The following is a 21693-nucleotide window of genomic DNA, read 5'->3' as shown; positions in this document are numbered from 1 at the left end:
CGCGGACGCGACGCGGGACCTGTCGAGCCGCGCCGAGGCGCCGGGGGCGGGCACGCCGGCCGGCCGGGAGGTGGTGGAACTGCCGCGGCTGCCCTCGGCCGGCCCGCTCTACCGCCGGGCCGTGCTGGGAGCGCTGCCCGGGGCCGGCCGCCGGCGCGCCGCCGCGCTGCCCGAGGTCGAGCTGGCCGTAGCCGGGGCGACCGTCGACCGGGCGCACCTGGCCGACTACGACCGGGTCTGCGGCTTCCGGATCACCGACCGGTTGCCGGCGACATATCCGTACGTCATGGGCTTTCCGCTGATGCTGCGCCTGATGGCGGCCCCGGATTTCCCGATGCCGCTGGTCGGCCTGGTGCACGTGGCCAACCGGATCACCGTGCGCCGGCCGGTGGACGCCGGCGAGACGCTGGACTTTCGCGCGTACGCGGAGAACCTGCGCCCGCACGACCGGGGCCGGCAGGTCGACGTGGTGCTGGTCGCGTCGGCCGGCGGCGAGGAGGTCTGGCGAGGCGTCTCGACGTGCCTCAGGAAGGAGCGCGGGGCCGGCGGCGGGCGACCCGACCGGGGCGAACGGTCCCCGGCGCCGGCCGCGTCCGCGCTGTGGCGGGCGACGCCCCGGGTCGGCACGGACTACGCGCGGGTCTCCGGCGACCACAACCCGATCCACACGTCCCGGCTGGGCGCACGGCTGTTCGGCTTCCCGCGCCCGATCGCGCACGGGATGTGGAGCAAGGCCCGCTGCCTGGCCGCGCTGGAGAACCGGCTGCCGGACGCGTGCACGGTGGACGTGGCGTTCAAGCTGCCGGTGCGGCTGCCGTCCACGGTGGCGTTCAGCGCCGCGCGGACGGGCGGGTCCTGGGAGTTCGCCCTGCACGACGCGCGGTCGGGCCGCCCCCACCTGGCGGGCGCCGTGCGCTGAGACGAGCCAGGGGTTGGCGTCCACCCTTTCGTGCGCTAAGTTATTCTCAGATCGAGTTCTTCTCAAGCTGAGAGTTACATCGGAGTGAGGGCGACACCGTGAACGAGCAGGACTTCCTGGCCGCGTACGAGCCGCGGGACTACCCGGCCGTCGCCGTCACCGTGGACGTGGTCGCGCTGACCATCCGCGAGGGTGCGCTGCACCTGCTGCTCGTCCGCCGGGGCGCGCCCCCGTACGCGGGGCACTGGGCGCTGCCCGGCGGCTTCGTCCGGCCCGACGAGGACCTGGCCGCCGCGGCCCGCCGCGAGCTGGCCGAGGAGACCGGGCTCGGCGGCGAGGGGCTGCGCCGCGTACACCTGGAACAGCTCGCCAGCTACGGCGCACCCGACCGGGATCCGCGGATGCGGATCGTCTCGATCGCCCACCTGGCGTTCGCCCCCGACCTGCCCGACCCGGCCGCCGGCAGCGACGCCGACGAGGCCGCGTGGCTGCCGGTGACCGCGCTGAGCAGCCGCCAGCTCGCCTTCGACCACGGCCGGATCATCGACGACGGGCTGGAGCGGGCCCGCTCCAAACTGGAGTACACGCCGCTGGCCACCCGCTTCCTCGACGCCGAGTTCACCGTCACCGAGCTGCGCGAGGTCTACGAGACGGTCTGGGGGCACCCGCTGCACGCCGGCAACTTCCACCGCAAGGTGCTCTCGGTCCCGGGCTTCGTGGAGAGCACCGGCGCCAGCACCGAGCGCGGCGGGGCGCGCGGCGGCCCCCGGGCGAAGCTCTACCGGGCCGGCGACGCCCGGCTGCTGCACCCGGCGCTGCTGCGCCCCGCCCGGGAGGAGACGGTGCGGTGAGGACCGACGAGGCCATCCGCCTGGTCGCGGCGGCCCGCACCGACGCCGACCTGTTCGGCACCGACGCGCCGGCCCGCCGCTACCGCGAGCTGGTCGCGGCGCTGCACCCCGACCGGCTGGGCGCGGTCGACGATCGGGTACGCGCCGACGCCACCGACGCGTTCGTCCGGGTCACCACCCGCTGGCGGGCCGGCCGCGACGTCGTCCTCGGCGGCTACCGCCTCGGCCCGCTCGCCCACGTCGGCGACCTGGCCGACCTGTACGACGTGGGCGCGGACCGGCTGCTCAAGCTGCCCCGCGATCCGGCCGACAACGACCTGATGGCCCGTGAGGCGCACGCCCTGCGCACCATCGAGGAGCGGGGCGACCCGCGGCACCTGCCGTACGTGCCCCGGCTGGTGGACTCGTTCCGGCACCGGGACGCCGCGACGGGTGCCGAGCGGCGGATCAACGTGCTGGCTGCCGCGTCGAACTTGCACAGCCTGGACGAGGTGCGCCGGGCGTACCCGGACGGGCTGGACGCCCGCGACGCGGCCTGGATGTGGCGGCGGCTGCTGGTGGCGCTCGGCCTGGCCCACCGGGCCGGCGTCGTGCACGGCGCGGTGCTGCCCCGGCACGTCCTGATCGAGCCGGACGCGCACGGCGTGGTGCTGGTCGACTGGTGCCTCTCGGCGGTCGACGGGGGCACCGTGCCGGCGCTGGTCCCCGGCCACGAGGACTGGTACCCGCCGGAGGTCCCCGCACGGCGGCCCTGCGGCCCCGGCACCGACCTCACGATGGCCGCCCGCTGCATGACCTGGCTGATGGCCGACCGCGCCCCGCGCGAGCTGCGCGCCTTCGCCGCCGGCTGCGCGCGACCGACCCTCAGGGCCCGACCCGACGACGCCTGGCGGCTGCTCGGCGAACTCGACGAGGTGCTGGAGCGGCTGTACGGGCCGCGCACCTTCCGACCCCTCACCCTCAACCCCTAAGGAGGCTGCCATGGGCAGCGGAATCTGGTCCACCGACGTGTACGACGCCGCCGACCGCTACCGCCGGGCCACCGGCGCCAGCGCCTTCTCCTACAGCGACAGCGGCGCCCGCACCGTGCACGCCGCGCTCGACCCGCGCGGCGCCGTACGCGAGAGCCGCGACTCGGCCGAGCACCCGCAGTCGCTGGCGATCACGGTGCTCTTCGACGTCACCGGCTCGATGGGGAACGTGCCGCGCGTGCTCCAGACCAAGCTGCCGCAGCTGCTCGGGCTGCTGCTGCGGCAGGGCTACGCCCGCGACCCGCAGATCATGTTCGGGGCGATCGGCGACGCCACCTGCGATCGGGTGCCTCTGCAGGTCGGGCAGTTCGAGTCGGACAACCGCATGGACGACGACCTCGGCCGGATCGTCCTGGAGGGCGGCGGTGGGGGCCAGATGACGGAGTCGTACGAGTTGGCGCTGTACTTCATGGCCCGGCACACGGCGATCGACTGCTGGGAGAAGCGGGGCCGGCGCGGCTACCTGTTCGTCATCGGCGACGAGCTGGCCTACCCCCGGGCAAAGGCCCGCGAGGTGGCCCGCCTGATCGGCGACGACCTGCGCGAGGACGTGCCGCTGCGGCAGGTCGTGGACGAGGTGACCCGCCGCTGGGACACGTACTACCTGCTCCCGGCCGGCAGCGCGTACGCGGGCAACCGGAAGGTGCTCGACTTCTGGCGCGGCCTGCTCGGGCAGAACGCCGTCGAGCTGGACGACCTGGACGCGGTCTGCGAGACCATCGCGCTCACGATCGGCCTCGGCGAGCAGGCCATCGACCTGGACGAGGGGCTGCGCGACCTGCGGCGGGCCGGCTCGGCGGCCACGGGCACGGTGTCGAAGGCGCTGGCCCGGCTGGGCGGCGGCCGGCGCACCGAGGTCTCGCCGCTGCCCGCGCCGGGCACCAAGCGGGGCGGGGTCAGCCGGCTGTGAACCACACCATGGTGGTCGACCTCGGCTACGGCGACGCCGGCAAGGGCACCGTCGTGGACTGGCTCTGCGCGACCCGGCCCGTCCACACGGTGGTCCGCTTCAACGGGGGCGCGCAGGCGGCACACAACGTCGTCCTGCCCGACGGGCGGCACCACACGTTCGCGCAGTTCGGGGCGGGGACGTTCCGCCCCGGGGTGCGTACCCACCTGTCGCGGCACGTGGTGGTGGACCCGCTGGCGCTGGCCGCCGAGGCCGACCACCTCGCCGCGGTGGGGGTGCCCGACGCGCTCGACCGGCTCACGGTCGACGGGGAGGCGCTGCTGGCGACGCCGTACCACCGGGCCGCCAACCGGGCCCGGGAGATCGCCCGGGGAGCCGACCGGCACGGCTCCTGCGGGCTGGGGGTGGGCGAGGCGGTCGCGTACGGCCTCGCCCACCCCGACGAGGCGCCCCGGGTGGCCGACTGCCGCAGCCCCGCGCTGCTGCGCCGCCGGCTCGCCGCGCTGCGGGACCGGTTGACCGCCGAACTCGGCCCGCTGGACGCGCCCCCGGTGGAGGACTGCCTGCCCGCGTTCACCGGGTTCGCCAGGCGGGTCGCGATCGTCGACCGGGCGCACCTGGCCGGGGTGCTGCGCGCCGGGACCTGCGTCTTCGAGGGCGCGCAGGGCGTGCTGCTCGACGAGTGGCACGGCTTCCACCCGTACACCACGTGGAGCACCACCACCTTCGCCAACGCCGACGGCCTGCTCGCCGAGGCGGGCCTGGCGGGCGAGGCGCGGCGGCTGGGCGTACTGCGGGTCGTGACCACCCGGCACGGCCCGGGGCCGCTGGTCACCGAGGATCCGACGCTGCCGCTGACCGACCCGCGCAACCCGACCAACCCATGGCAGGGCCGGTTCCGGTTCGGTCACTTCGACGCGGTCGCCCACCGGTACGCCCTCGACGTGGCCGGCGGGGTCGACGGCCTGGCGCTGACCCACCTCGACCTCGCCGGCCCGGCGCGATCCGCGGACGATCGGCCTCGTCGGCGTCCCCGGCTGCGGCTGTGCCGCCGCTACGACACGATCGACCGGCTGGAGCCCGGCCCGCCCGGCGACCTGGACCGGCAGGCCGCGCTCACCGCCCGCCTGCTGCGCGCCCGCCCCGTCTACGACGACGCGCCGGCCGACTGGCCGGCCGCCGTGGAGGACGCGCTCGGCACCCCGGTCGAGCTCACCTCCCACTCGCCCACGGCCGAGGGGAAGGCGGTGAGGAACCGGACGGCCCTCACCCCTGGGGCGGGCGCCAGGTGATGCCACGCAGCAGCTGGTCGGCGCCGAGCCAGGCGACGTTCATCATCCGGGTGGCGGTCCTCTCCGGGTCGGCGTCCGGGTGGTCGGCGAGCCAGTCGGCCAGCGACTCGCTCGCGCCGACCAGGGCGTACGCGACGACCTCCAGGTCGCTCTCGCCGACCTCGCGCCCCCTGGCGCGCAGCGCGTGGTCGAGCATCCCCGCCACCACCTCGACGAGGCGGGCCCGCATGGCGGCCAGTTCGGCGGCGAACGGTTGCGAGCCCCGGGCCTGCCGGTAGAGCACGGCCCAGCCGTCCCGGTGCGCGCCGACGAAGCCGAAGAACGCGCGGAGCCCGCGCCAGAGCCGCTCGTCGGCGGCCAGGTCGGGGGCGGCCGCCCCGGCGATGGCCTCCGTCATCCGGGTGCCCTCCCGGTGCAGGCAGGCGACGAACAGTTCCTCCTTGGTGCCCAGGTACGCGTACACCATCGGCTTGGAGATGCCGGCGTCCTCGGCGATCTCGTCCATGCTGGCCGCGTGGAAGCCACGTCGGGAGAAGACCCGGACGGCCGCGTCGAGCATCTGCTGCTCGCGTACGGCCCGGGGAAGGCGCTTGAAGGTGGGTGTGCCGGACACCTTGCAAGCATACCTACCCGTGCGTAAGGTTACGCGAGAGTAACCACTGTCTCGCCCGGAAGGTAACCCCATGACTGACTTCGACCCGGCCGACTTCGCCAACGTGGGCCCGAAGGAGTTCGCGCAGCTGGTCAAGTCCACCCCCGACGACAAGGTCGCCGAGGTGATGTCCGGCGACCTGCGCGGCAAGATCCTGGACGAGGTCTTCGGCCGGATGCCGTCGCTGTTCCGCGCCGACCGGGCGGGCTCCACCAACGCCGTGATCCACTGGAACATCACCGGCCGCCCGGACGGCGGCACCGACACGTACGAGGTCGTCATCGCCGACGGCGCGTGCGCGGTCAACGAGACCCCGCAGCACGACCCGAAGCTGAGCCTCACCATGGGCCCGGTCGAGTTCCTGAAGGTCGTCTCCGGCGGCGGCAACCCGGTCATGATGTTCATGACCGGCAAGCTGAAGGCAAAGGGCGACCTGGGCCTCGCCGCCAACATCGCCAACCTGTTCGACATCCCCAAGGCCTGACATGGCCGAGTTCTCGCTCGACCTGAACGGGGAACAGCGGGACCTGCGGGACTGGGTGCACGGCTTCGCCACCGAGGTCGTGCGCCCCGCCGCGGCCGAATGGGACGCGCGGGAGGAGACTCCCTGGCCCGTCATCCAGGAGGCGGCGAAGGTCGGCCTGTACGGCTTCGAGTTCCTCGCCACCTGCTGGGCCGACCCCACCGGGCTGTCCCTGCCGATCGCCAACGAGGAGCTCTTCTGGGGTGACGCGGGCATCGGCCTGAGCATCTTCGGCACCTCGCTCGCGGTGGCCGCCATCTACGGCGCGGGCACCCCCGACCAACTCGTCGAGTGGGTCCCGCAGTGCTTCGGCTCGGCCGACGAGCCGGCCGTCGCCGCGTTCTGCACCACCGAGCCGGAGGCCGGCTCGGACGTCGGCGCAATGCGTACCCGGGCCGTCTACGACGAGGCCACCGACGAGTGGGTGCTGAACGGGCAGAAGGCGTACGCCACCAACGGCGGCATCGCCGGGGTGCACGTGGTCACCGCCTCGGTCGACCCCGAGCTGGGCTCACGCGGGCAGGCCGCGTTCGTCGTACCCCCGGGGACCCCCGGGTTGAGCGCGACCCGGAAGCTGCGCAAGCTGGGCCTGCGGGCCTCGCACACGGCGGACGTCTTCCTCGACGACGTGCGGGTGCCGGGGCGCTGCCTGCTCGGCGGGCGGGACGCCCTGCTGGAACGCCTCGACCGGGCCCGTTCCGGGCAGCGGTCCGCCGGGCAGGCCGCGATGCGCACCTTCGAGCTGTCCCGGCCCACCGTCGGCGCGCAGGCGCTCGGCGTGGCCCGGGCCGCCTACGAGTACGCGCTGGACTACGCGAAGGACCGGGTCCAGTTCGGCCGGCCGATCATCGAGAACCAGGCGGTCGCGTTCGCGCTGGCCGACATGAAGACGGAGATCGACGCCGCCCGGCTGCTGGTCTGGCGGGCATCCTGGATGGGCCGCAACAACCGCCCGTTCACCGCGGGCGAGGGCTCGATGTCCAAGCTGAAGGCCGGCGAGGTTGCCGTGTCGGTCACCGGGAAGGCGGTGCAGCTGCTCGGCGGGGCCGGCTTCCTGCGGGACCACCCGGTCGAACGCTGGTACCGGGACGCCAAGATCTACACCATCTTCGAGGGCACATCCGAGATCCAGCGGCTGGTCATCTCGCGGGCCATCTCCGGCGTCCATGTCCGCTGACCGCGCCACCGCCCGGCACCGGCCGCGCCGCCCACCGAGCGGCACCCGCGCCCACGACGCATGATCGAAGGAACGCCCGGCGAAAAAGTCCCCGACCGGGGGCCCTCCGTTCAGCATCGAAGGAGGCCCGGCTGGAGCTGCCGTTCACCGTCGCCACACTGACCCGGCGCGGGCTGCTCGCCCCGGGCCGCCCGGTCCGGGTCGTCTCCCAGCTCAACGCGCTGCGCCGGTGGGGCTGGAGCCTCGCCGGCGAGCTGCGCCAGGCCGCCGCCCTGGACCCGGGCCGCATCGCCGTCGTCGACGAGCGGGGCGCCGGGTGCCGGGCGCGAGTCCCGCGACGGGCTGCTGGACACCGGCGACGTCGGCCGGCTCGACCCGGACGGCCTGCTCTTCGTCGACGGCCGGGCCGACGACATGATCGTCTCGGGCGGGGAGAACGTCTTCCCGTCCGAGGTGGAGGACCTGATCGCCCGGCTGCCCCAGGTCCGGGAGGCGGCCGTGATCGGCGTACCGGACGCGGAGTACGGCCAGCGGCTCGCCGCGTTCCTCGCCCTGCGTCCCGGCGAGACGCTCGACCCGGAGGCGGTCCGGGAATACGTCCGGCACTACCTGGCCCGGTTCTCGGTGCCCCGGGACGTGATCTTCGTCAAGTACCTGCCCCGCAACGCCACCGGCAAGGTGCTGACCCGCGAGCTGCGCCGCTACTACGGCTGACCCTCGACCGTTCCCGACCGGCCCGGCTCCTCGGGGGTCCCGCTGATGGCGGCGCGGTCAGCTCACCGGGAGCGTGATCCGCCCCTCGACCGCCGCGGCGGCGATGTCCGTGCGATGGTGCGAGCCGGCCAGGTCGATGCCGCCCACCAGCGCGTACGCGGCGTCGCGCGCGGCCGCCAGGGTGGGGCCGGTGGCCGTGGCGCAGAGAACCCGGCCGCCGGCGGAGAGCAGCGCGCCGTCGGCCGCCCTTCGGATGGTGCCGGCGTGGATGACGCCCGCGCGGTCGGCGCCGGTGATCACGTCCCCGGTGCGCGGGGCGGCCGGGTAGTTCTCGGCGGCCAGCACCACGGTCACCGCCGCGCCGTCGCGCCAGCGCAGCGGCGGGTGCCCCGCGAGGGTGCCCGTCGCCGCGGCGTGCAGCAGGCCGGCGAGCGGTGTCTCCAGCAGCGCGAGGACGACCTGGGTCTCCGGGTCGCCGAAGCGGGCGTTGAACTCGATCACCCGGGGGCCGGCGGCCGTGATCGCCAGCCCGACGTAGAGCAGCCCGGCGAACGGGGTGCCTCGGCGGCGCATCTCGGCCAGGGTCGGGTGGACGACGTCCCGCATCACCTCGTCGACCAGGCCGGGCGGGGCCCAGGGCAGCGGCGCGTACGCCCCCATCCCGCCGGTGTTCGGGCCGGAGTCGCCGTCACCGACCCGCTTGAAGTCCTGCGCCGGCAGCAGCGGCACCGCCGCCTCGCCGTCGGTCACGACGAAGAGGGAGACCTCCGGTCCGGCCAGGTACTCCTCGATCACCACCCGACCGCACTCGCGGGCGTGCCGCTCGGCGGCCGCCCGGTCGTCGGTGACGACGACCCCCTTGCCGGCGGCCAGCCCGTCGTTCTTCACCACGTACGGCGGCCCGAACTCGTCCAGCGCGGCGGCGGTGGCCGCCTCGTCTGCGCAGGTGTACGCGCGGGCGGTCGGCACGCCCGCGGCGGTCATCACGTCCTTGGCGAACGCCTTCGAGCCCTCCAGCCGGGCCGCCTCGGCAGACGGCCCGAACACCGCGATCCCCTTGGCCCGTACGGCGTCGGCGACCCCGGCCACCAGCGGCGCCTCCGGGCCGACCACGACCAGGTCGGCGGCGGTCTCCACGGCCAGCGCGGCGACGGCGGCCGGGTCGGCGGGATCGACCTGCCGCAACTCGGCCACGCCGGCGATGCCGGGGTTTCCGGGCGCGGCGATCAGCGCCTCGACGCCGGAATCAGCGGCCAACCCGAGGGCAAGCGCATGCTCGCGCCCCCCACCACCCAGAAGAAGTACCCGCACGCTGCCCAACTCTACCCACCCCACCCGCCACCCCCACGCCAGCGCCCCCCGCGGGCCAGCGGGCCGGCGGGCCGGCGGGCCAGCGGGCCGGCGGGCCGGCACCGCGCCGTCGATCAAGAGGTTTGCGTCGGCGTGGAGCTCCGAATCCGACGCAAACCTCTTGATCGACGCGGTTCACCGCCGCGCCCACGCCGTCCGCCGCCGGGTTGGAGGGTGGGGGCGTCACGGGTAGGTGGACATGGCGTGGCGGACGGTCCGGGGGATGTAGTCCGGGCAGAGGGTGTCGGCCCAGGTGAAGCGGAGAATCCGCCAACCCGCGTTGACCAGTCGGTTCTGGCGACGGCGGTCGGCGAAGAGGGCATCCGGCGCGGCGTGCGGATCACTGCCGTCGGCCTCGGCGATCAGCCTCGCCGCGCGCCAGCCCAGGTCGCCGATGCCCAGCAGGCGCCCCTCCTCGTCGCGGACCTCCAACTGAAGCTCGTCCGGCGGGACGCCACCGTCGACGCACCGCAGGCGCGCCCGTGTCTCCAGCGGCGACTGCGCCCGACCGTCCACCTCGGCGAGGTACGTACGCGCGGCCACCGCGCCCCGCCGACCGCGGATCAGCGCCGGGAGCGCCGCCACGTCCTCGTCGGTCAGGAGCCCGCGGTTCAGCGCTGAGTCGAGCACCGCCACGGCCGGATACCGGCCCTGGCGAAGGATCACGTCGGTCACCGTACGCAGCAGCGACGTGGCAGGGACGCCGGCCACGTCCACGATCTCGCCGGGCGTCGTCGTCAACTGGTGGACGACGATCGAAGGATCGCCGAGTCGCTGCGGCCGTGGGCGGGTCACCGGCACGGAGACATGAATCGTCGGACTCCGGGGCAGCCCGTTGACGCGGTGCAGCTCAAGCGCCGTGTCGAGAACGGCGAAGGCACGCGACGGCGGCTCGGATCCGGGCCCTCCGCATGCCGGCCGGGGTGAGGCCCAGCCCGTCGCCGAGGGCCCCCTCGGTGCTGGTCCCGACCGGGACGAAGCACCCGCGCGCGATTCGCGTCCATCGGCCGGAACGCCACAGGTGGCGGACCTGGTCCCTCGTCAGCCCGGCAGCCAGCGCCTGGGCCGTGGTGACCATTCCGTCCTGCCTGGCGGCGATCCGCCAGAGGAGTTCGAGAGACGTCACATGCCCCAAACTGCCCCAGCAAGCCGACCCGACTCGACCCCTGTGGATAACCGTGTGGAAAACCGGCCGCCTCCCCCAGCCCCCGATGACCAACCCTCGGCGATCAAGAGATTTGCGTCATCAGCAGCCCGTCTCCTGACACATTCCTCTTGATCACCGGGGCGAGCCGGCAGGCCGGAGCGAGCCGGCAGGCCGGAGCGAGCCGGCCTGCCGGGGCGAGCTGGGCGAGGCGGGGGCGGGGCGGGGAGCGTGCGGGCGGGGTGGGGGGTGGGGGATGGGGGATGGGGGTGGGGGCAGTTAGGGGAGGAGGGGGTGGCGGGTGACGTTTTCCTCGCGGCCCGGGCCGACGCCGACCACGCTGACCCTCGTGCCGCACAGCTCCTCGATCCGGGCGATGTAGCGCCGCGCGTTCTCGGGGAGTTCCGCCTCCGTACGGGCCTGCGTGATGTCCTCCCACCAGCCGTCCAGTTCCTCGTAGATCGGCTTGGCGTGGTGGAAGTCGGTCTGCGTCATCGGCATGTCGTCGAAGCGCTCGCCGTTGATCTCGTACCCGACGCAGATCGGCACCTTGGGCATGCCGGTCAGCACGTCCAGCTTCGTGACTACCAGGTCCGTGACCCCGTTCAGGCGGCAGGCGTACCGGGCGACGACCGCGTCGAACCAGCCGCACCGGCGCTCCCGGCCGGTGGTGGTGCCGTACTCGTGGCCGACCTTGCGCAGGTGCTGGCCGTTGTCGTCGAACAGTTCGGTGGGGAACGGGCCGGAGCCGACCCGCGTCGTGTACGCCTTGCTCACCGCGATCACCCTGCCGATCGCCGTCGGCGGGATGCCGGCGCCCACGCACGCCCCGCCGGCCGTCGGGTTCGACGACGTGACGAAGGGGTAGGTGCCGTGGTCCATGTCGAGCATGGTGGCCTGGGCGCCCTCCAGCAGCACCGTCTCGCCGCGGTCCAGGGCGTCCCAGAGCATGACCCGGGTCTCCGCGATGTACGGCCGGAGCCGCTCCGCGTACCCCAGGTACTCCTCGACGGTCGCGTCGACGTCGATCGCCTTGCGGTTGTAGACCTTGAACAGGATCTGGTTCTTCTCGCGCAGCGCGAGTTCCAGCTTCTTGCGCAGGATGCCCGGGTCGAGCAGGTCCTGCAGCCGGATGCCCATCCGGGCGACCTTGTCCCCGTACGCGGGGCCGATGCCCCGGCCGGTGGTGCCGATCCGGGACGAGCCGAGGTAGCGCTCGACCACCCGGTCCAGCGCCCGGTGGTGCGGCATGATCAGGTGCGCGTCCCCGGAGATCCGCAGGCGGGACACGTCGACCCCGCGCTCGGCGAGCCCGTCGATCTCGGTCAGCAGCACCTTCGGGTCGACCACCACGCCGTTGCCGATGACGATCATCGCGCTGGGCGAGAGCGCGCCCGATGGCATGAGGTGCAGGGCGTACTTCTGCCCGTCCGGTGTGATCACCGTGTGGCCGGCGTTGTTACCGCCGGAGTAGCGCACGACGTAGTCGACCCGCTCGCCGAGCAGGTCGGTAACCTTGCCCTTGCCCTCATCGCCCCACTGGGCGCCGAGGAGCACGATCGCTGGCATCTCCACCGCCTCCCGAAGGCTCGGGTGCCAGGTGGCGACCGGTCAGCGAGCCCGGGGTGTCAGGCTAACAAGTAGTGACGGCGCGGCCGGCAGGGGTCGTGCCGGGAGGCAGGAGGCTTCGTGTACGACGTGGTGCTGCTCACCCTCGGCTCGGAGCGCGACGCTCCCGGTGGGGGCTGCGGCAGCGGCGGAGCCTGCTGCGGCGGCGCGCCGGAGGACCCCGGGAAGACCACCGGCGCCGGGACGGCGGAGGAGCGCTGCGAGACCCCCCGGGTACCGGTGCTGGCCTGCGCGGACGCGCTCACCGCCCGGGGCGCCCGGGTCGAGACGGTCACCGCCCGCTCCGACGCCGAGATCGACGAGGTGCTGGCCCGGCTCGACGCCCCGCCCCGCCCCGACGGCCTCACCTGGCCCGATCCGGACTCCAAGACCCGGCTGGTCGTCGCCACGGCCAGCGACGCCCAGTTGCGCGCCGTCCTGCGCCGGCTCGTCCGCCGGTACGCTCCGCCGCCCAGCCGCCGACCCGACGACCTGCCGGGCAACCGTACGGTGCCGGACCTGCCGCCCGTGGGCGTACTCCCGCTCGACCCCGCCCGGGGCGGCGGGCAGCGGGACCTGGCCGCGCAGCTCGGGTTGCCGCGCGACCCGGCGACGGTGGCCGCCGCGGTGCTCGACGGCACCCCGCGCCGGCTCGACCTGCTGCGCAACGACGGCGGCTCGGTGACCCTGGACGGCGCGCTGCTCGGCGCGACCGACGAGGCCGGCCGGCCGCTGCACTGGCGGGGGCGGGTGGAGGTCGACGACGCGGTGCTCTCGGACGGCGACGACCCGCTACTGGCCTGCGCGGTCGGTAACGCGGGCGGGTACGCCCAGCTCGACGGGCTGCCGCTGCTCGCCGCCGCCGACCCGGCCGACGGTGTGGTGGAGGTCGCGGTGGCTCTGCCCGTCGTCACCCGCTCCGTGCTCGGCAGGAAGCGGGTGCGTTTCGAGGTGCGCCGGGCCCGGGGACGCGCGGTCGCGGTCATCCCGCGCGACGAGCGGGTGCCGTACCTCGACGACGGGGTTGAGGGTGAGCTGAGCCGCAAGCGGTCCTGGTGGGTCGAACCGGGCGCCTGGGCGGTCTGGACGGCCTGACCCCGCGGGCAGCCGGGCGGGCGCGGCGAAGGAGACGCGCTGACTGGGCCGGCGAAGATCGACGTCGACAGCCGGGCGGTTCGGCCGCGGGGGCCTATCCTCGGCAGGAGGAATGGGAAGGAACCGCCGTGGACGAGAACGTCGACCGGGTCCACGTACCCGGCCAGCAGCCGGCGCCGGAGCGGGACATCGAACCGCTGTGGCGACCGGACCCGACCGATCCCGGGCCGGCCGACCCCGCCCCGCCGCCCTGGGCGGAGACGGGTCGCCCGCCGGCCACCGTCCCGCCGCCGCACGCCGCCGGGAACGGGTACGCCGAGCCGCCGAACGCGTACGCGGGCGCGATCGACCCGCAGAGCGCTTACCCGAGCCTGGGCGCGCAGATGTACCCGTCGCTCGACCCGCGCAGTGGGTACGCGCCGCACCGGCCGCACCAGCCCGGCGTTGCGGCGCAGGGCGTCGCCCAACCGGCGCCGGTGGATCTGAACCTTCCCTTCACGATGGACGGGCCGGTCGCCGCCGTACCGCCCGCCGAGGCGTCCGCGGCCGGCGGACCGGCGAGCGGCGCCGCCAACGGCGGACCGGTGGGCGGCGCCGCCGACGGCGGACGGGCGCTGGCCGACGCCGGCCGGACGACCGTCGAGGGGCGCCGGGCGGTGGAGGACGCGCCGGCCGAGGCGGACCGTGCGGGAGCGCACGGGCAGGTCGCGGAGGCAGAGCCGGTCCGCGTGGCGGTGCACGGGCCGGCCGAGCCGGACCGGGCCGTGGCGGACCCTCCGGCCGACGCGCACCCGCCGGCAGGGACGGGCGGGACGGACGGCGGCGGGCGGGGCCCGGCGAGTCGCCGTGGGCGCTGCCGCCGCAGCGGACCGCGAACGGCGGCCCGGAGCCGGTCAGCCCGTCGGCGAACCGCGGGCCCGAGGCGAGGCCGTTTGCGAACCGCGGCGCGGAGCCGGTCAGCCCGTCCCCGGCCGCCAGCCCGGAGGCGGGCCCGTCCGGGGACGGCGGGCCGGAGGCGTTGTGGGCGGCGGAGCCGCCGCCGCAGGCCAGCCGGCCGACCGAGGCAGCCGTCCCGCCGGCCGAGGCAGCCGTCAAGGCAGCCGTCCCGCCGACCGAGGCAGCCGTCGAGGCAGCCGTTCCGCCGGCCGAGGCGCGTAGGCAGCCGGTCGAGGCCCTCGGGCAGCAGGCCTCGCCGCCTCCGCCCGGACCGTTCCCGCCGGTGATGAACCCGCCCGGGCCGCCGGCCCCGCACCCGCACGCCGCGGGGGCGCCGGTCGACCCGTACGCGCCCGGGTACACGGGCGGCCCGCCGGTCGGGTGGCGTCCCGGCCCGGCCCAACCCGGCGAGAGCGAGGCAGCCCAGCCCGCGACGCCGGGCTGGTACCCGCCGGCCTGGCCGCAGCAGGGCCAGCCGCCGGCGCCGCAGCCGCCGTACCAGGAGGCGGACGGGGTGACCCGGGTGCCGCCGGGCTACCCGGACCCGGCCTGGGCCCCGGGCGCGCAGGCCCCGCCGACCGCGGAGGACTTCGCCCGGCGCCGGCAGGCGCGGCCGGCCGAGCCGCTGGCCACGACGGGGGTACGGGCGGTGGTGAACCGGACGGGTCTGGTCCGGCTCCCGCCGGGGCGGCACGAGCAGGAGATGCGCCGCGACATCGAGATGGTGCGCCGCAACTTCGGCGGACTGCGCCAGGTGACCGTGGTCAACCCGAAGGGCGGCGCCGGCAAGACGGTGGCGATCCTGCTGCTGGCCATGACGTTCGGCCAGAAGCGCGGCGGCTACGTGCTCGCCTGGGACAACAACGAGACCCAGGGCACCCTCGGGATGCGTGCCCAGCAGGACTTCCACTCCCGTACGGTGCGCGACCTGCTGCGCGACCTGGGCCAGTTTCAGGGCGCGCACGGGCGGGTCGGCGACCTGTCGCAGTATGTCCGCTCGCAGGGCGAGGGGATGTTCGACGTGCTCGCCTCGGACGAGTCGGCGACGGGCGGGGAAATGCTCACGGCCTCGGCGTTCGCCGAGCTCCGGGAGGTGGTCAGCCGGTTCTACAAACTGATCTTCGTGGACACGGGCAACAACGTCCGGGCGCAGAACTGGCAGGCCGCGATGGACGCCACCGACCAGTTGGTGGTCACCATGTCGGCCCGGAACGACTCGGCGGAGACCGCCGCCCGGATGCTGGACCACCTGGAGCAGAGCGGCCGGCAGCGGCTGGTCCGGCAGGCGGTGACGGTGGTGTCCATGCCACCGTCGCGTAAGGAGATCGACCTGCCGGCCATCCAGAACCACTTCGCCGCCCGGACCCGGGCGGTGCTGCTGGCGCCGTACGAGCGGTTGATCGACACGGGCGAGCCGATCCGGTACGGGCAGCTCTCCTCGGCCACCAGGGACGCCTGGCTGAAGATCGCGGCAGCGGTGGCCGAGGGCCTCTGAGCAGCGTCACGGCCGGCCCGACGAGCTTGTCGGGCCGGCCGTGGCCGGTCAGCAGGGAAGGTCAGTTGCTGGCCAGCGCGTCGGCGGCGGCCGGGTCGCAGTCCCGCAGGAACTGGGCGCAGCGGGCGGCCTCGTCCGCCTCGCCGATCTCGCCCGCGGCCCGGGAGAGCACGTACAGGCAGCGGAGGAAGCCCTGGTTGGGCGCGTGGGACCAGGGCACCGGGCCGTGCCCCTTCCAGCCGGTGCGGCGCAGCTGGTCGAGGCCGCGGTGGTACCCGGTCCGGGCGTACGCGTACGCCGGGACGACCTGGCCGGCGGCCAGGGCCCGACTCGCGAGCGCACCCCAGGCCGCGCTGTAGGTCGGGAAGCGGGCGGCGACCGCCTCGTACGCCTGATCGCCGCCGGCCTCGGCGGCGGCGAGCGCGGCGTCGGCATCGGCGTGATCCGGCAGATGGGTGGCCGGCGGCTCGGGCAACAGGTTCTGCATCGTCCCATTCAACCCGCTTCCAGATCCGGCGCGCGAGGGGGTCGGCGGACCCGCCTGGCTGAACGGCTGAGGCGTTGGTCACGCCTGCGGCTCCAGCCGCCGGACCTGCGGCCCATGCCGCCCGGCGGTGGTTTCCACTACAACTATTGGTCCGGAGCCTCCCCAGGACCCGGTTACGCAGGAGCCCGGCGGCCTGGCCGCCGGGCTCCTGTCGGTCCGGCTCCGATCGCCGGGGGGCCCGGAGGCGGTTTGGCGGGTTGCCCCGGGCGGGCAGGATGGCGTGGTGCCGACCCCACCTCCTGCGGACGTCATCGAGCCGCACGACACCAGCACCCTCGAGGTCGAGACCCGCGACGCGTTCGACCGGCGGTTGACGACCGGCACCCTGGCCGGGCTGACCGTCCAGGGCCTGCGCCTCGACCTCGACCCGGTCCCCGACCTGACCCGGACGGAGGTGACCGGCACCCTCTTCGTCGGCTGCCGGTTCGCCTCCCGGGAGATCGGCGCGGACCTGGTCCGGCGCGGCGCGAACGTGGTGCCGCCGTTCTCCGGGCTGCCCTACCCGACCCAGCCGTCGCACCTCTACACCCCGGACGACCTGGCCGCCGGCTTCGCCGAGGGCGGCTTCGCCGCCATGTACGACACCCGGGTCTACGACCATTTCCGGGCGCACGGCGGGGCGCTGCCGGACGTCCGGGAGGCGCTCGGCCAGCGGCTGCACGACCACGGTGTCGACAACGCGCTCGTCGACGCCACCCGCGCCTGGCTCGCCGCGCGCGGGCCGCAGTCGGTGGTGGGCGTGATGGGCGGGCACGCGGTGCCGCGCGGCAGCGTGCCGTACCGGATGGCCGCGGTGCTGGGTTGGGAGCTGGCCCGGGCCGATCGGCTGGTGGTGACCGGCGGCGGGCCTGGCGTGATGGAGGCGGCGAACCTCGGGGCGTACCTGTCGACCCGGCCGGCGGAGGAGCTCACGGCGGCGATCGACCTGCTGGCGACCGCGCCGGACTTCACCGACCACGAGCGCTACACGGCTGCCGCGCTGGAGGTCCGGGCCCGGTGGGCTCCGCCGTCGACGGTGCCCCGCCAGCGCGGCGAGGACCTGGACTGGGCGCGCACCGGCGGGCTCGCGATCCCCACCTGGCTGTACGGCCACGAGCCGGCGAACCTGTTCGCCGGGCGGATCGCCAAGTACTTCTCGAACGCGATCCGCGAGGACACCATCCTGCGGCTGGCCCGGGGCGGGATCGTCTTCGCGCCCGGCCGGGCGGGCACGGTGCAGGAGGTGTTCCAGGCGGCCACGAAGACGTACTACGGCACGGACGGGGCGAGCGGCGCGTACGTCTTCCTGGACCGGGCGTACTGGACGCGGGAGCTGCCGGTCGAGTCGCTGCTGCGCCCGCTGCTGGCCGCCTCGCCGTTCGGCGACCTGTCCGGCAGCGTGCACCTCACCGACGACGTGAACGAGGCGATCCGGCTGCTGACGGCCGGCTGAGCCCGCTACGGAAAGCGGCCGGCACCCGCCCCGGGTGCCGGCCGCCGTCGCGGACGTCCCTACTTCATCTTGGTGCCCGTGGAGCGCAGCGCCTCGCAGGCCTCCACGATGCGGGCGGCCATGCCGGCCTCGGCGGCCTTGCCCCAGACGCGCGGGTCGTACATCTTCTTGTTGCCGACCTCGCCGTCGACCTTGAGCACGCCGTCATAGTTGCGGAACATGTGGTCCGCGACGGGGCGGGTGAAGCAGTACTGGGTGTCGGTGTCGATGTTCATCTTCACCACGCCGTAGTCCAGCGCCTCCCGGATCTCGGAGAGCAGCGAGCCGGAGCCGCCGTGGAAGACCAGGCTGAGCGGCTTCTCCTTGCCGTACTTGGCGCCGACCGCCACCTGGATGTCGTGGAGCACCTGGGGGCGGAGCTTGACGTTGCCCGGCTTGTAGACGCCGTGCACGTTGCCAAAGGTCAGCGCCGCCATGTAGCGGCCCTTCTCGCCCAGGCCGAGCGCCTCCACCATGGCGAGGCCGTCCTCGACGGTGGTGTAGAGCTTCTCGTTGATGGCGTTCTCGACGCCGTCCTCCTCACCGCCGACGACACCGACCTCGATCTCGAGGACGATCTTGCCCTTGGCGGCCTCGCCGAGGAGCTGCTCGGCGATCTCCAGGTTCTCCGCCACCGGCACCGCGGAGCCGTCCCACATGTGCGACTGGAACAGCGGCTCCTCGCCGCGCTTGACGCGCTCCTGCGAGATCCCCATCAGCGGCCGGACGAACTTGTCCAGCTTGTCCTTCGGGCAGTGGTCGGTGTGCAGGGCGATGTTGACCGGGTAGTTCTTGGCGACCTCGTGGGCGTACGCGGCGAACGCCACCGAGCCGGTGACCATGTCCTTGACCGACGGGCCGGACAGGTACTCGGCGCCGCCGGTGGAGACCTGGATGATGCCGTCGCTCTCCGCGTCGGCGAAGCCCTTCAGCGCCGCATTGAGGGTCTGGGAGGAGGTCACGTTGATCGCGGGGTACGCGAACCGGCCGGCCTTGGCCCGGTCCAGCATCTCGGCGTAAGCCTCGGGGGAAGCGATGGGCATTGTCGAACGCTCCTTACTTACCGCTCTCGGCCGTACTGGCCGCTGTCTTCCGTGGTGCGCCGGACCGCGCTGTCCTCCGCCGGCAGTATCCCGTAGCAGCCGCCCGCCGGCACAACCGACCCTTCCCGTACGCCCCGCGCGGCGGACGCGCCGGTCGCGGAGCTCACCGCTCCCTCCGGCCGTCCGGGATCACCACGCTGATCAGCCAGCTCACCACCGCCACCACGACGGCGCCCCAGAAGGCGGCCCAGAAACCGTCCACCCGGAACGGTAGGTCCAGCTCGCGGGCGATCCAGCCGGTGAGCAGGAACAGCAGCGCGTTGACCACCAGGGCGAACAACCCCAGGGTCAGCAGGTAGAAGGCGCAGCCCACCACCCTGATCACGGGCTTGAGCACGGCGTTGACCACGCCGAAGATCAGTGCCACCACGACGAGGGTCAGCGCCGTGTCGCCCCCGGTCCGGGCGGTCACGTGGACGCCGGGCACCACCAACGTGGCGATCCACAGCGCGACCGCGGTGATCGCCAGCCGGATCAGGAAGCCCACGGCACCCATCCTGGCACCGCGGATCGGGTCCGGAGGGGCGATTCGGGCGACTGGGCTTCCGCCGCCGACGAGCGTGGACCCCGCGCACCCCGTACGGTGTGGGTAGGTTTCCGCCGATCCACCGGGAGGGACGATGGCTCAGCCCGAAGAGGACTTCGCCCCGAGCGACCACCTCGCTCCCGAGGAGCGGGACCCGGAGGCGCCCCCGGCCGACGCCGTCGAGCAGGCCATGTCGGCCGACCCGGCCGACGGCGAGCCCGAGCCGAGCCGGGGCCTGGAGGTCGCCGACTGGGACGCCATGGAGCAGGCCCGGGTGGTGGCGGCCGACGAGGACGACTACCGCTGACGCGGGACGGTGACGTGCTCGGGGTGGGCGGCGGTCCACTCGGCGAGCCGGTCCTGGCGCAGCGCGGCCAGCCGCGAGTCGGCGAACTCCTCGCAGGTCACTGCACCTCCCGCTGTCCTGCCTGTGATGACGGAATCGGACGGGCGGATCGTTGCGACGAACGTGGCCGCACTCCGGCTGTGGTGAACGACGTGCCGATGGGGCGATGGACAGTGGCGCCGGGATCACTCCGGGTGGACAGGGCGGTCGAACCTTACGCCAGATGTGATCAACCGTTCGGCCCATTCCCGATGGGATCGACGGATCGGGTTGACCTGCGGACTTAAAAGATCCTTAAGATCCACGGGCTCCACCCTGATCCCCCACGGGAGGATTCCCCTCATGCTCAAGCACTCCACCCGGCGCTGGCTGGCCGGGCTCGGCGTCGCAGGCGCGTTCGTCGCCGCCTCCGCCACCCCCGCCGTGGCCGCACCCGCGGCCCAGGTCGAGCTCTACTTCCAGAACATGACCCTGGCTCCGGGCTCGCCGGGCAAGTCCGACGCGCTGCACCTGTTCAGCGACCGTCCGACCGTGCTGCACGACGTCGCCGTGCGGTACGACTACCGCTCGCTCGTTGGCAAGGTCACCATTGCCGCGCAGCACGGCGACTGCACCACCCCGGAAGAGGGCGTGCTGCTCTGCAAGGAGCACTTTCCCGTCTCGGTCGACGACCTCAACGGCACCTGGACCGAGGACGTGACCATCGTCCCCACGGACAAGGCGGCGGTCGACGACTCCGGTGACCTCAAGATCAGCCTCCAGGTCGCCGGCAAGGGGCGGGGCAGCTACACCTCACGGATCCGGATCGGCGAGGGCGTCGACCTGGCGGGCGGGCCGAACACGGAGTTCACCGTCAAGCCCGGCGGGGCGTTCGAGGCGCCGCTGACCGTGGTGAACGTCGGCGAGAAGCCCGTCAAGGACGTGGTCGCCTGGTTCGACCTCGACTACTCGATCCGCACCAAGGATCGGTTCAGCAACTGCTTCTACGTCGAGGACCACCTCATCGCCTGCCTGTTGGACGAAGAGATCCCGGCCGGCGAGGGGCGCACCGCGACGCTGAACTTCCAGCTCGGCAAGGACACGTACGCCCCCGGGCACGAGTACGGCAACGCCCGCTTCCTGACGTACGGCGACTTCGAGGACCTGTTCGACGTGCGCGAGGAGGCCGGCGCCCGGGCGGCCAAGCGCGGCAGCGGGCCCAAGCTGACCCTGCGCGACGCCCCGACGAAGGTGACCCGGGCCGCGCAGACGGACACCGACCCGACCAACAACTTCACCGAGTGGCAGATCACGGTCTCGGGCGACAACGGTGCGGACCTCGAGGCGATCGGCGCCAAGCTCACCGGCAAGGCGGGCGACGTCGTCGCCGCCACCGTCGGCTTCCGCAACAACGGCCCGGCCACCCTCGACTACCTCCGTACCGACATGGATGTCACCTACGTGGACGTCACGGTGCCGACCGGCACCACGGCCGTCGAGGTTCCCTTCGAGTGCGCTCCCCGCAAGGGCAACGCCAACGACTGGGACGAGCCCGGTAAGCCGGGTGGGCGCGAGTACCGGTGCTACCCGGGCCCGATCGCCCCGGCCGGCGAGGAGTTGACCGGCGAGTTCCGCCTGCGCATCGACAAGGTGATCGCCAACGCCACCGGCCTCGTCAAGGTCAACGTGCCGTGCGAGTGCGACGGCGGCTTCTACAAGGACCTCAAGCCGGCCAACGACACCGCGAAGATCCTGGTCAACGCGGCCGCCGGCGACGGCGGCCAGGGCGGCGGAGACGGTGACGACGACGGCGGGACCCTGCCGATCACCGGCACCTCCATCGGCCTGGTCGCCGGCATCGGCGCCCTGCTGCTCGTGGCCGGCGTCGGCGGCTACCTGGTGGCCAAGCGCCGCCGGACCCGCTTCGTCGCCTGACAGGAGCCGAGGCAACCAGCAACGACACAGGTGCCCCGCCGACCATCCCGGTCGGCGGGGCACCGCCGTATCCGGCATCCCACCGAGCA

At 74.1% G+C, this 21693-nt stretch carries 19 protein-coding genes and 2 pseudogenes; 13 read left to right on the top strand and 8 right to left on the bottom strand.

What is annotated here, in order from left to right; translation table 11 throughout:
* The first annotated feature begins 19 nt into the window (after positions 1-19).
* The 5 genes from JD77_RS12950 to JD77_RS12930 all read left to right on the top strand — a co-directional run bounded on the left by JD77_RS12950 (position 20) and on the right by JD77_RS12930 (position 5003).
* Positions 20-919, top strand: coding sequence for a MaoC/PaaZ C-terminal domain-containing protein (locus JD77_RS12950; protein ID WP_387225813.1), 900 nt, complete (start codon positions 20-22; stop codon positions 917-919).
* Between the two features lie 98 nt (positions 920-1017).
* Positions 1018-1770: an NUDIX hydrolase gene (locus tag JD77_RS12945; RefSeq protein WP_145774625.1), complete on the top strand. Its 753-nt coding sequence runs from the start codon at positions 1018-1020 to the stop codon at positions 1768-1770.
* Positions 1767-2741, top strand: a complete 975-nt coding sequence (locus tag JD77_RS12940) for a protein kinase family protein (protein WP_145774624.1) — start codon at positions 1767-1769, stop codon at positions 2739-2741. Before JD77_RS12945 ends, JD77_RS12940 begins: the two co-directional genes overlap by 4 nt.
* A gap of 10 nt (positions 2742-2751) precedes the next feature.
* A complete protein-coding gene (locus JD77_RS12935) occupies positions 2752-3711 on the top strand; it encodes a hypothetical protein (RefSeq protein WP_145774623.1) in 960 nt (319 codons plus the stop codon).
* Positions 3708-5003 (top strand): adenylosuccinate synthetase, encoded by a 1296-nt coding sequence (locus JD77_RS12930; protein ID WP_145774622.1) that lies wholly within the window; start codon positions 3708-3710, stop codon positions 5001-5003. Before JD77_RS12935 ends, JD77_RS12930 begins: the two co-directional genes overlap by 4 nt.
* Here the strand turns inward: JD77_RS12930 and JD77_RS12925 are convergent.
* Positions 4978-5616 carry a TetR/AcrR family transcriptional regulator gene (locus JD77_RS12925; protein WP_145774621.1) on the bottom strand — a complete coding sequence of 213 codons (639 nt, stop codon included), beginning with the start codon at positions 5614-5616 and terminating at the stop codon, positions 4978-4980. The two genes, JD77_RS12930 and JD77_RS12925, sit on opposite strands and share 26 nt — an antisense overlap.
* A 70-nt stretch (positions 5617-5686) precedes the next feature.
* Here JD77_RS12925 and JD77_RS12920 point away from each other — a divergent pair, with 70 nt between their 5' ends.
* The 3 genes and pseudogenes from JD77_RS12920 to JD77_RS12910 all read left to right on the top strand — a co-directional run.
* On the top strand, positions 5687-6139 hold the full coding sequence (locus JD77_RS12920; protein WP_145774620.1) for an SCP2 sterol-binding domain-containing protein: 453 nt from the start codon (positions 5687-5689) through the stop codon (positions 6137-6139).
* A gap of 1 nt (position 6140) precedes the next feature.
* A complete protein-coding gene (locus JD77_RS12915; RefSeq protein ID WP_145774619.1) occupies positions 6141-7355 on the top strand; it encodes an acyl-CoA dehydrogenase family protein in 1215 nt (404 codons plus the stop codon).
* Between the two features lie 315 nt (positions 7356-7670).
* Positions 7671-8069: pseudogene (locus JD77_RS12910) on the top strand (AMP-binding enzyme); the annotation flags it as partial.
* A 57-nt stretch (positions 8070-8126) separates the two neighbouring features.
* Here the strand turns inward: JD77_RS12910 and purD are convergent.
* The 4 genes from purD to JD77_RS12895 all read right to left on the bottom strand — a co-directional run bounded on the left by purD (position 8127) and on the right by JD77_RS12895 (position 12132).
* Positions 8127-9380, bottom strand: a complete 1254-nt coding sequence (gene purD, locus JD77_RS12905) for a phosphoribosylamine--glycine ligase (RefSeq protein WP_145774618.1) — start codon at positions 9378-9380, stop codon at positions 8127-8129.
* Positions 9381-9602: 222 nt separating this feature from the next.
* Positions 9603-10160: an endonuclease domain-containing protein gene (locus JD77_RS33580; protein WP_246140649.1), complete on the bottom strand. Its 558-nt coding sequence runs from the start codon at positions 10158-10160 to the stop codon at positions 9603-9605.
* Between the two features lie 109 nt (positions 10161-10269).
* A complete protein-coding gene (locus tag JD77_RS33575; RefSeq protein ID WP_246141271.1) occupies positions 10270-10497 on the bottom strand; it encodes a type IV toxin-antitoxin system AbiEi family antitoxin domain-containing protein in 228 nt (75 codons plus the stop codon).
* 345 nt (positions 10498-10842) lie between these two features.
* Entirely contained in the window at positions 10843-12132 is a 1290-nt protein-coding gene (locus tag JD77_RS12895; RefSeq protein WP_145774617.1) for an adenylosuccinate synthase, read from the bottom strand.
* Positions 12133-12252: 120 nt separating this feature from the next.
* Here JD77_RS12895 and JD77_RS12890 point away from each other — a divergent pair, with 120 nt between their 5' ends.
* A complete protein-coding gene (locus tag JD77_RS12890) occupies positions 12253-13266 on the top strand; it encodes a diacylglycerol kinase family protein (protein ID WP_145774616.1) in 1014 nt (337 codons plus the stop codon).
* Between the two features lie 1357 nt (positions 13267-14623).
* A pseudogene (locus JD77_RS12885) lies at positions 14624-15697 on the top strand (MinD/ParA family ATP-binding protein); the annotation flags it as partial.
* 61 nt (positions 15698-15758) lie between these two features.
* On the opposite strand, the gene JD77_RS12880 reads toward JD77_RS12885, so the two are convergent.
* Positions 15759-16184 (bottom strand): DUF3151 domain-containing protein, encoded by a 426-nt coding sequence (locus tag JD77_RS12880; RefSeq protein ID WP_145774615.1) that lies wholly within the window; start codon positions 16182-16184, stop codon positions 15759-15761.
* Between the two features lie 283 nt (positions 16185-16467).
* On the opposite strand from JD77_RS12880, the gene JD77_RS12875 reads away from it, so the two are divergent.
* Positions 16468-17676: an SLOG cluster 4 domain-containing protein gene (locus tag JD77_RS12875; RefSeq protein WP_211372548.1), complete on the top strand. Its 1209-nt coding sequence runs from the start codon at positions 16468-16470 to the stop codon at positions 17674-17676.
* Positions 17677-17735: 59 nt separating this feature from the next.
* On the opposite strand, the gene fbaA is transcribed toward JD77_RS12875, so the two are convergent.
* Both fbaA and JD77_RS12865 read right to left on the bottom strand, forming a co-directional pair.
* The gene (gene fbaA / locus JD77_RS12870; protein ID WP_145774614.1) at positions 17736-18758 is read right to left on the bottom strand and encodes a class II fructose-bisphosphate aldolase; all 1023 of its coding nucleotides are present in this window, start codon (positions 18756-18758) and stop codon (positions 17736-17738) included.
* A gap of 163 nt (positions 18759-18921) precedes the next feature.
* Positions 18922-19314, bottom strand: a complete 393-nt coding sequence (locus JD77_RS12865) for a phage holin family protein (RefSeq protein ID WP_211372547.1) — start codon at positions 19312-19314, stop codon at positions 18922-18924.
* A 124-nt stretch (positions 19315-19438) separates the two neighbouring features.
* Here JD77_RS12865 and JD77_RS12860 point away from each other — a divergent pair, with 124 nt between their 5' ends.
* Positions 19439-19651 (top strand): hypothetical protein, encoded by a 213-nt coding sequence (locus JD77_RS12860; RefSeq protein ID WP_145774613.1) that lies wholly within the window; start codon positions 19439-19441, stop codon positions 19649-19651.
* A gap of 381 nt (positions 19652-20032) precedes the next feature.
* On the top strand, positions 20033-21604 hold the full coding sequence (locus tag JD77_RS12855) for an LPXTG cell wall anchor domain-containing protein (protein WP_145774612.1): 1572 nt from the start codon (positions 20033-20035) through the stop codon (positions 21602-21604).
* The last annotated feature ends 89 nt before the right edge of the window (positions 21605-21693 follow it).

Source organism: Micromonospora olivasterospora (assembly GCF_007830265.1).
Lineage (GTDB): Bacteria > Actinomycetota > Actinomycetes > Mycobacteriales > Micromonosporaceae > Micromonospora > Micromonospora olivasterospora.
Note: the sequence above shows the minus strand (reverse complement) of the source record. Positions and strands in the feature narration are given on the sequence as shown.

What these genes read in the sequence shown, in the direction of transcription:
- JD77_RS12895 (WP_145774617.1), bottom strand. Translation starts at nt 12,132, where the DNA reads ATGCCAGCGATCGTGCTCCTCGGCGCCCAGTGGGGCGATGAGGGCAAG.
- JD77_RS12915 (WP_145774619.1), top strand. Translation starts at nt 6,141, where the DNA reads ATGGCCGAGTTCTCGCTCGACCTGAACGGGGAACAGCGGGACCTGCGG.
- JD77_RS33575 (WP_246141271.1), bottom strand. Translation starts at nt 10,497, where the DNA reads ATGGTCACCACGGCCCAGGCGCTGGCTGCCGGGCTGACGAGGGACCAG.
- fbaA (WP_145774614.1), bottom strand. Translation starts at nt 18,758, where the DNA reads ATGCCCATCGCTTCCCCCGAGGCTTACGCCGAGATGCTGGACCGGGCC.
- JD77_RS12935 (WP_145774623.1), top strand. Translation starts at nt 2,752, where the DNA reads ATGGGCAGCGGAATCTGGTCCACCGACGTGTACGACGCCGCCGACCGC.
- JD77_RS12865 (WP_211372547.1), bottom strand. Translation starts at nt 19,314, where the DNA reads ATGGGTGCCGTGGGCTTCCTGATCCGGCTGGCGATCACCGCGGTCGCG.
- JD77_RS12855 (WP_145774612.1), top strand. Translation starts at nt 20,033, where the DNA reads ATGCTCAAGCACTCCACCCGGCGCTGGCTGGCCGGGCTCGGCGTCGCA.
- JD77_RS12920 (WP_145774620.1), top strand. Translation starts at nt 5,687, where the DNA reads ATGACTGACTTCGACCCGGCCGACTTCGCCAACGTGGGCCCGAAGGAG.
- JD77_RS12860 (WP_145774613.1), top strand. Translation starts at nt 19,439, where the DNA reads ATGGCTCAGCCCGAAGAGGACTTCGCCCCGAGCGACCACCTCGCTCCC.
- JD77_RS12880 (WP_145774615.1), bottom strand. Translation starts at nt 16,184, where the DNA reads ATGCAGAACCTGTTGCCCGAGCCGCCGGCCACCCATCTGCCGGATCAC.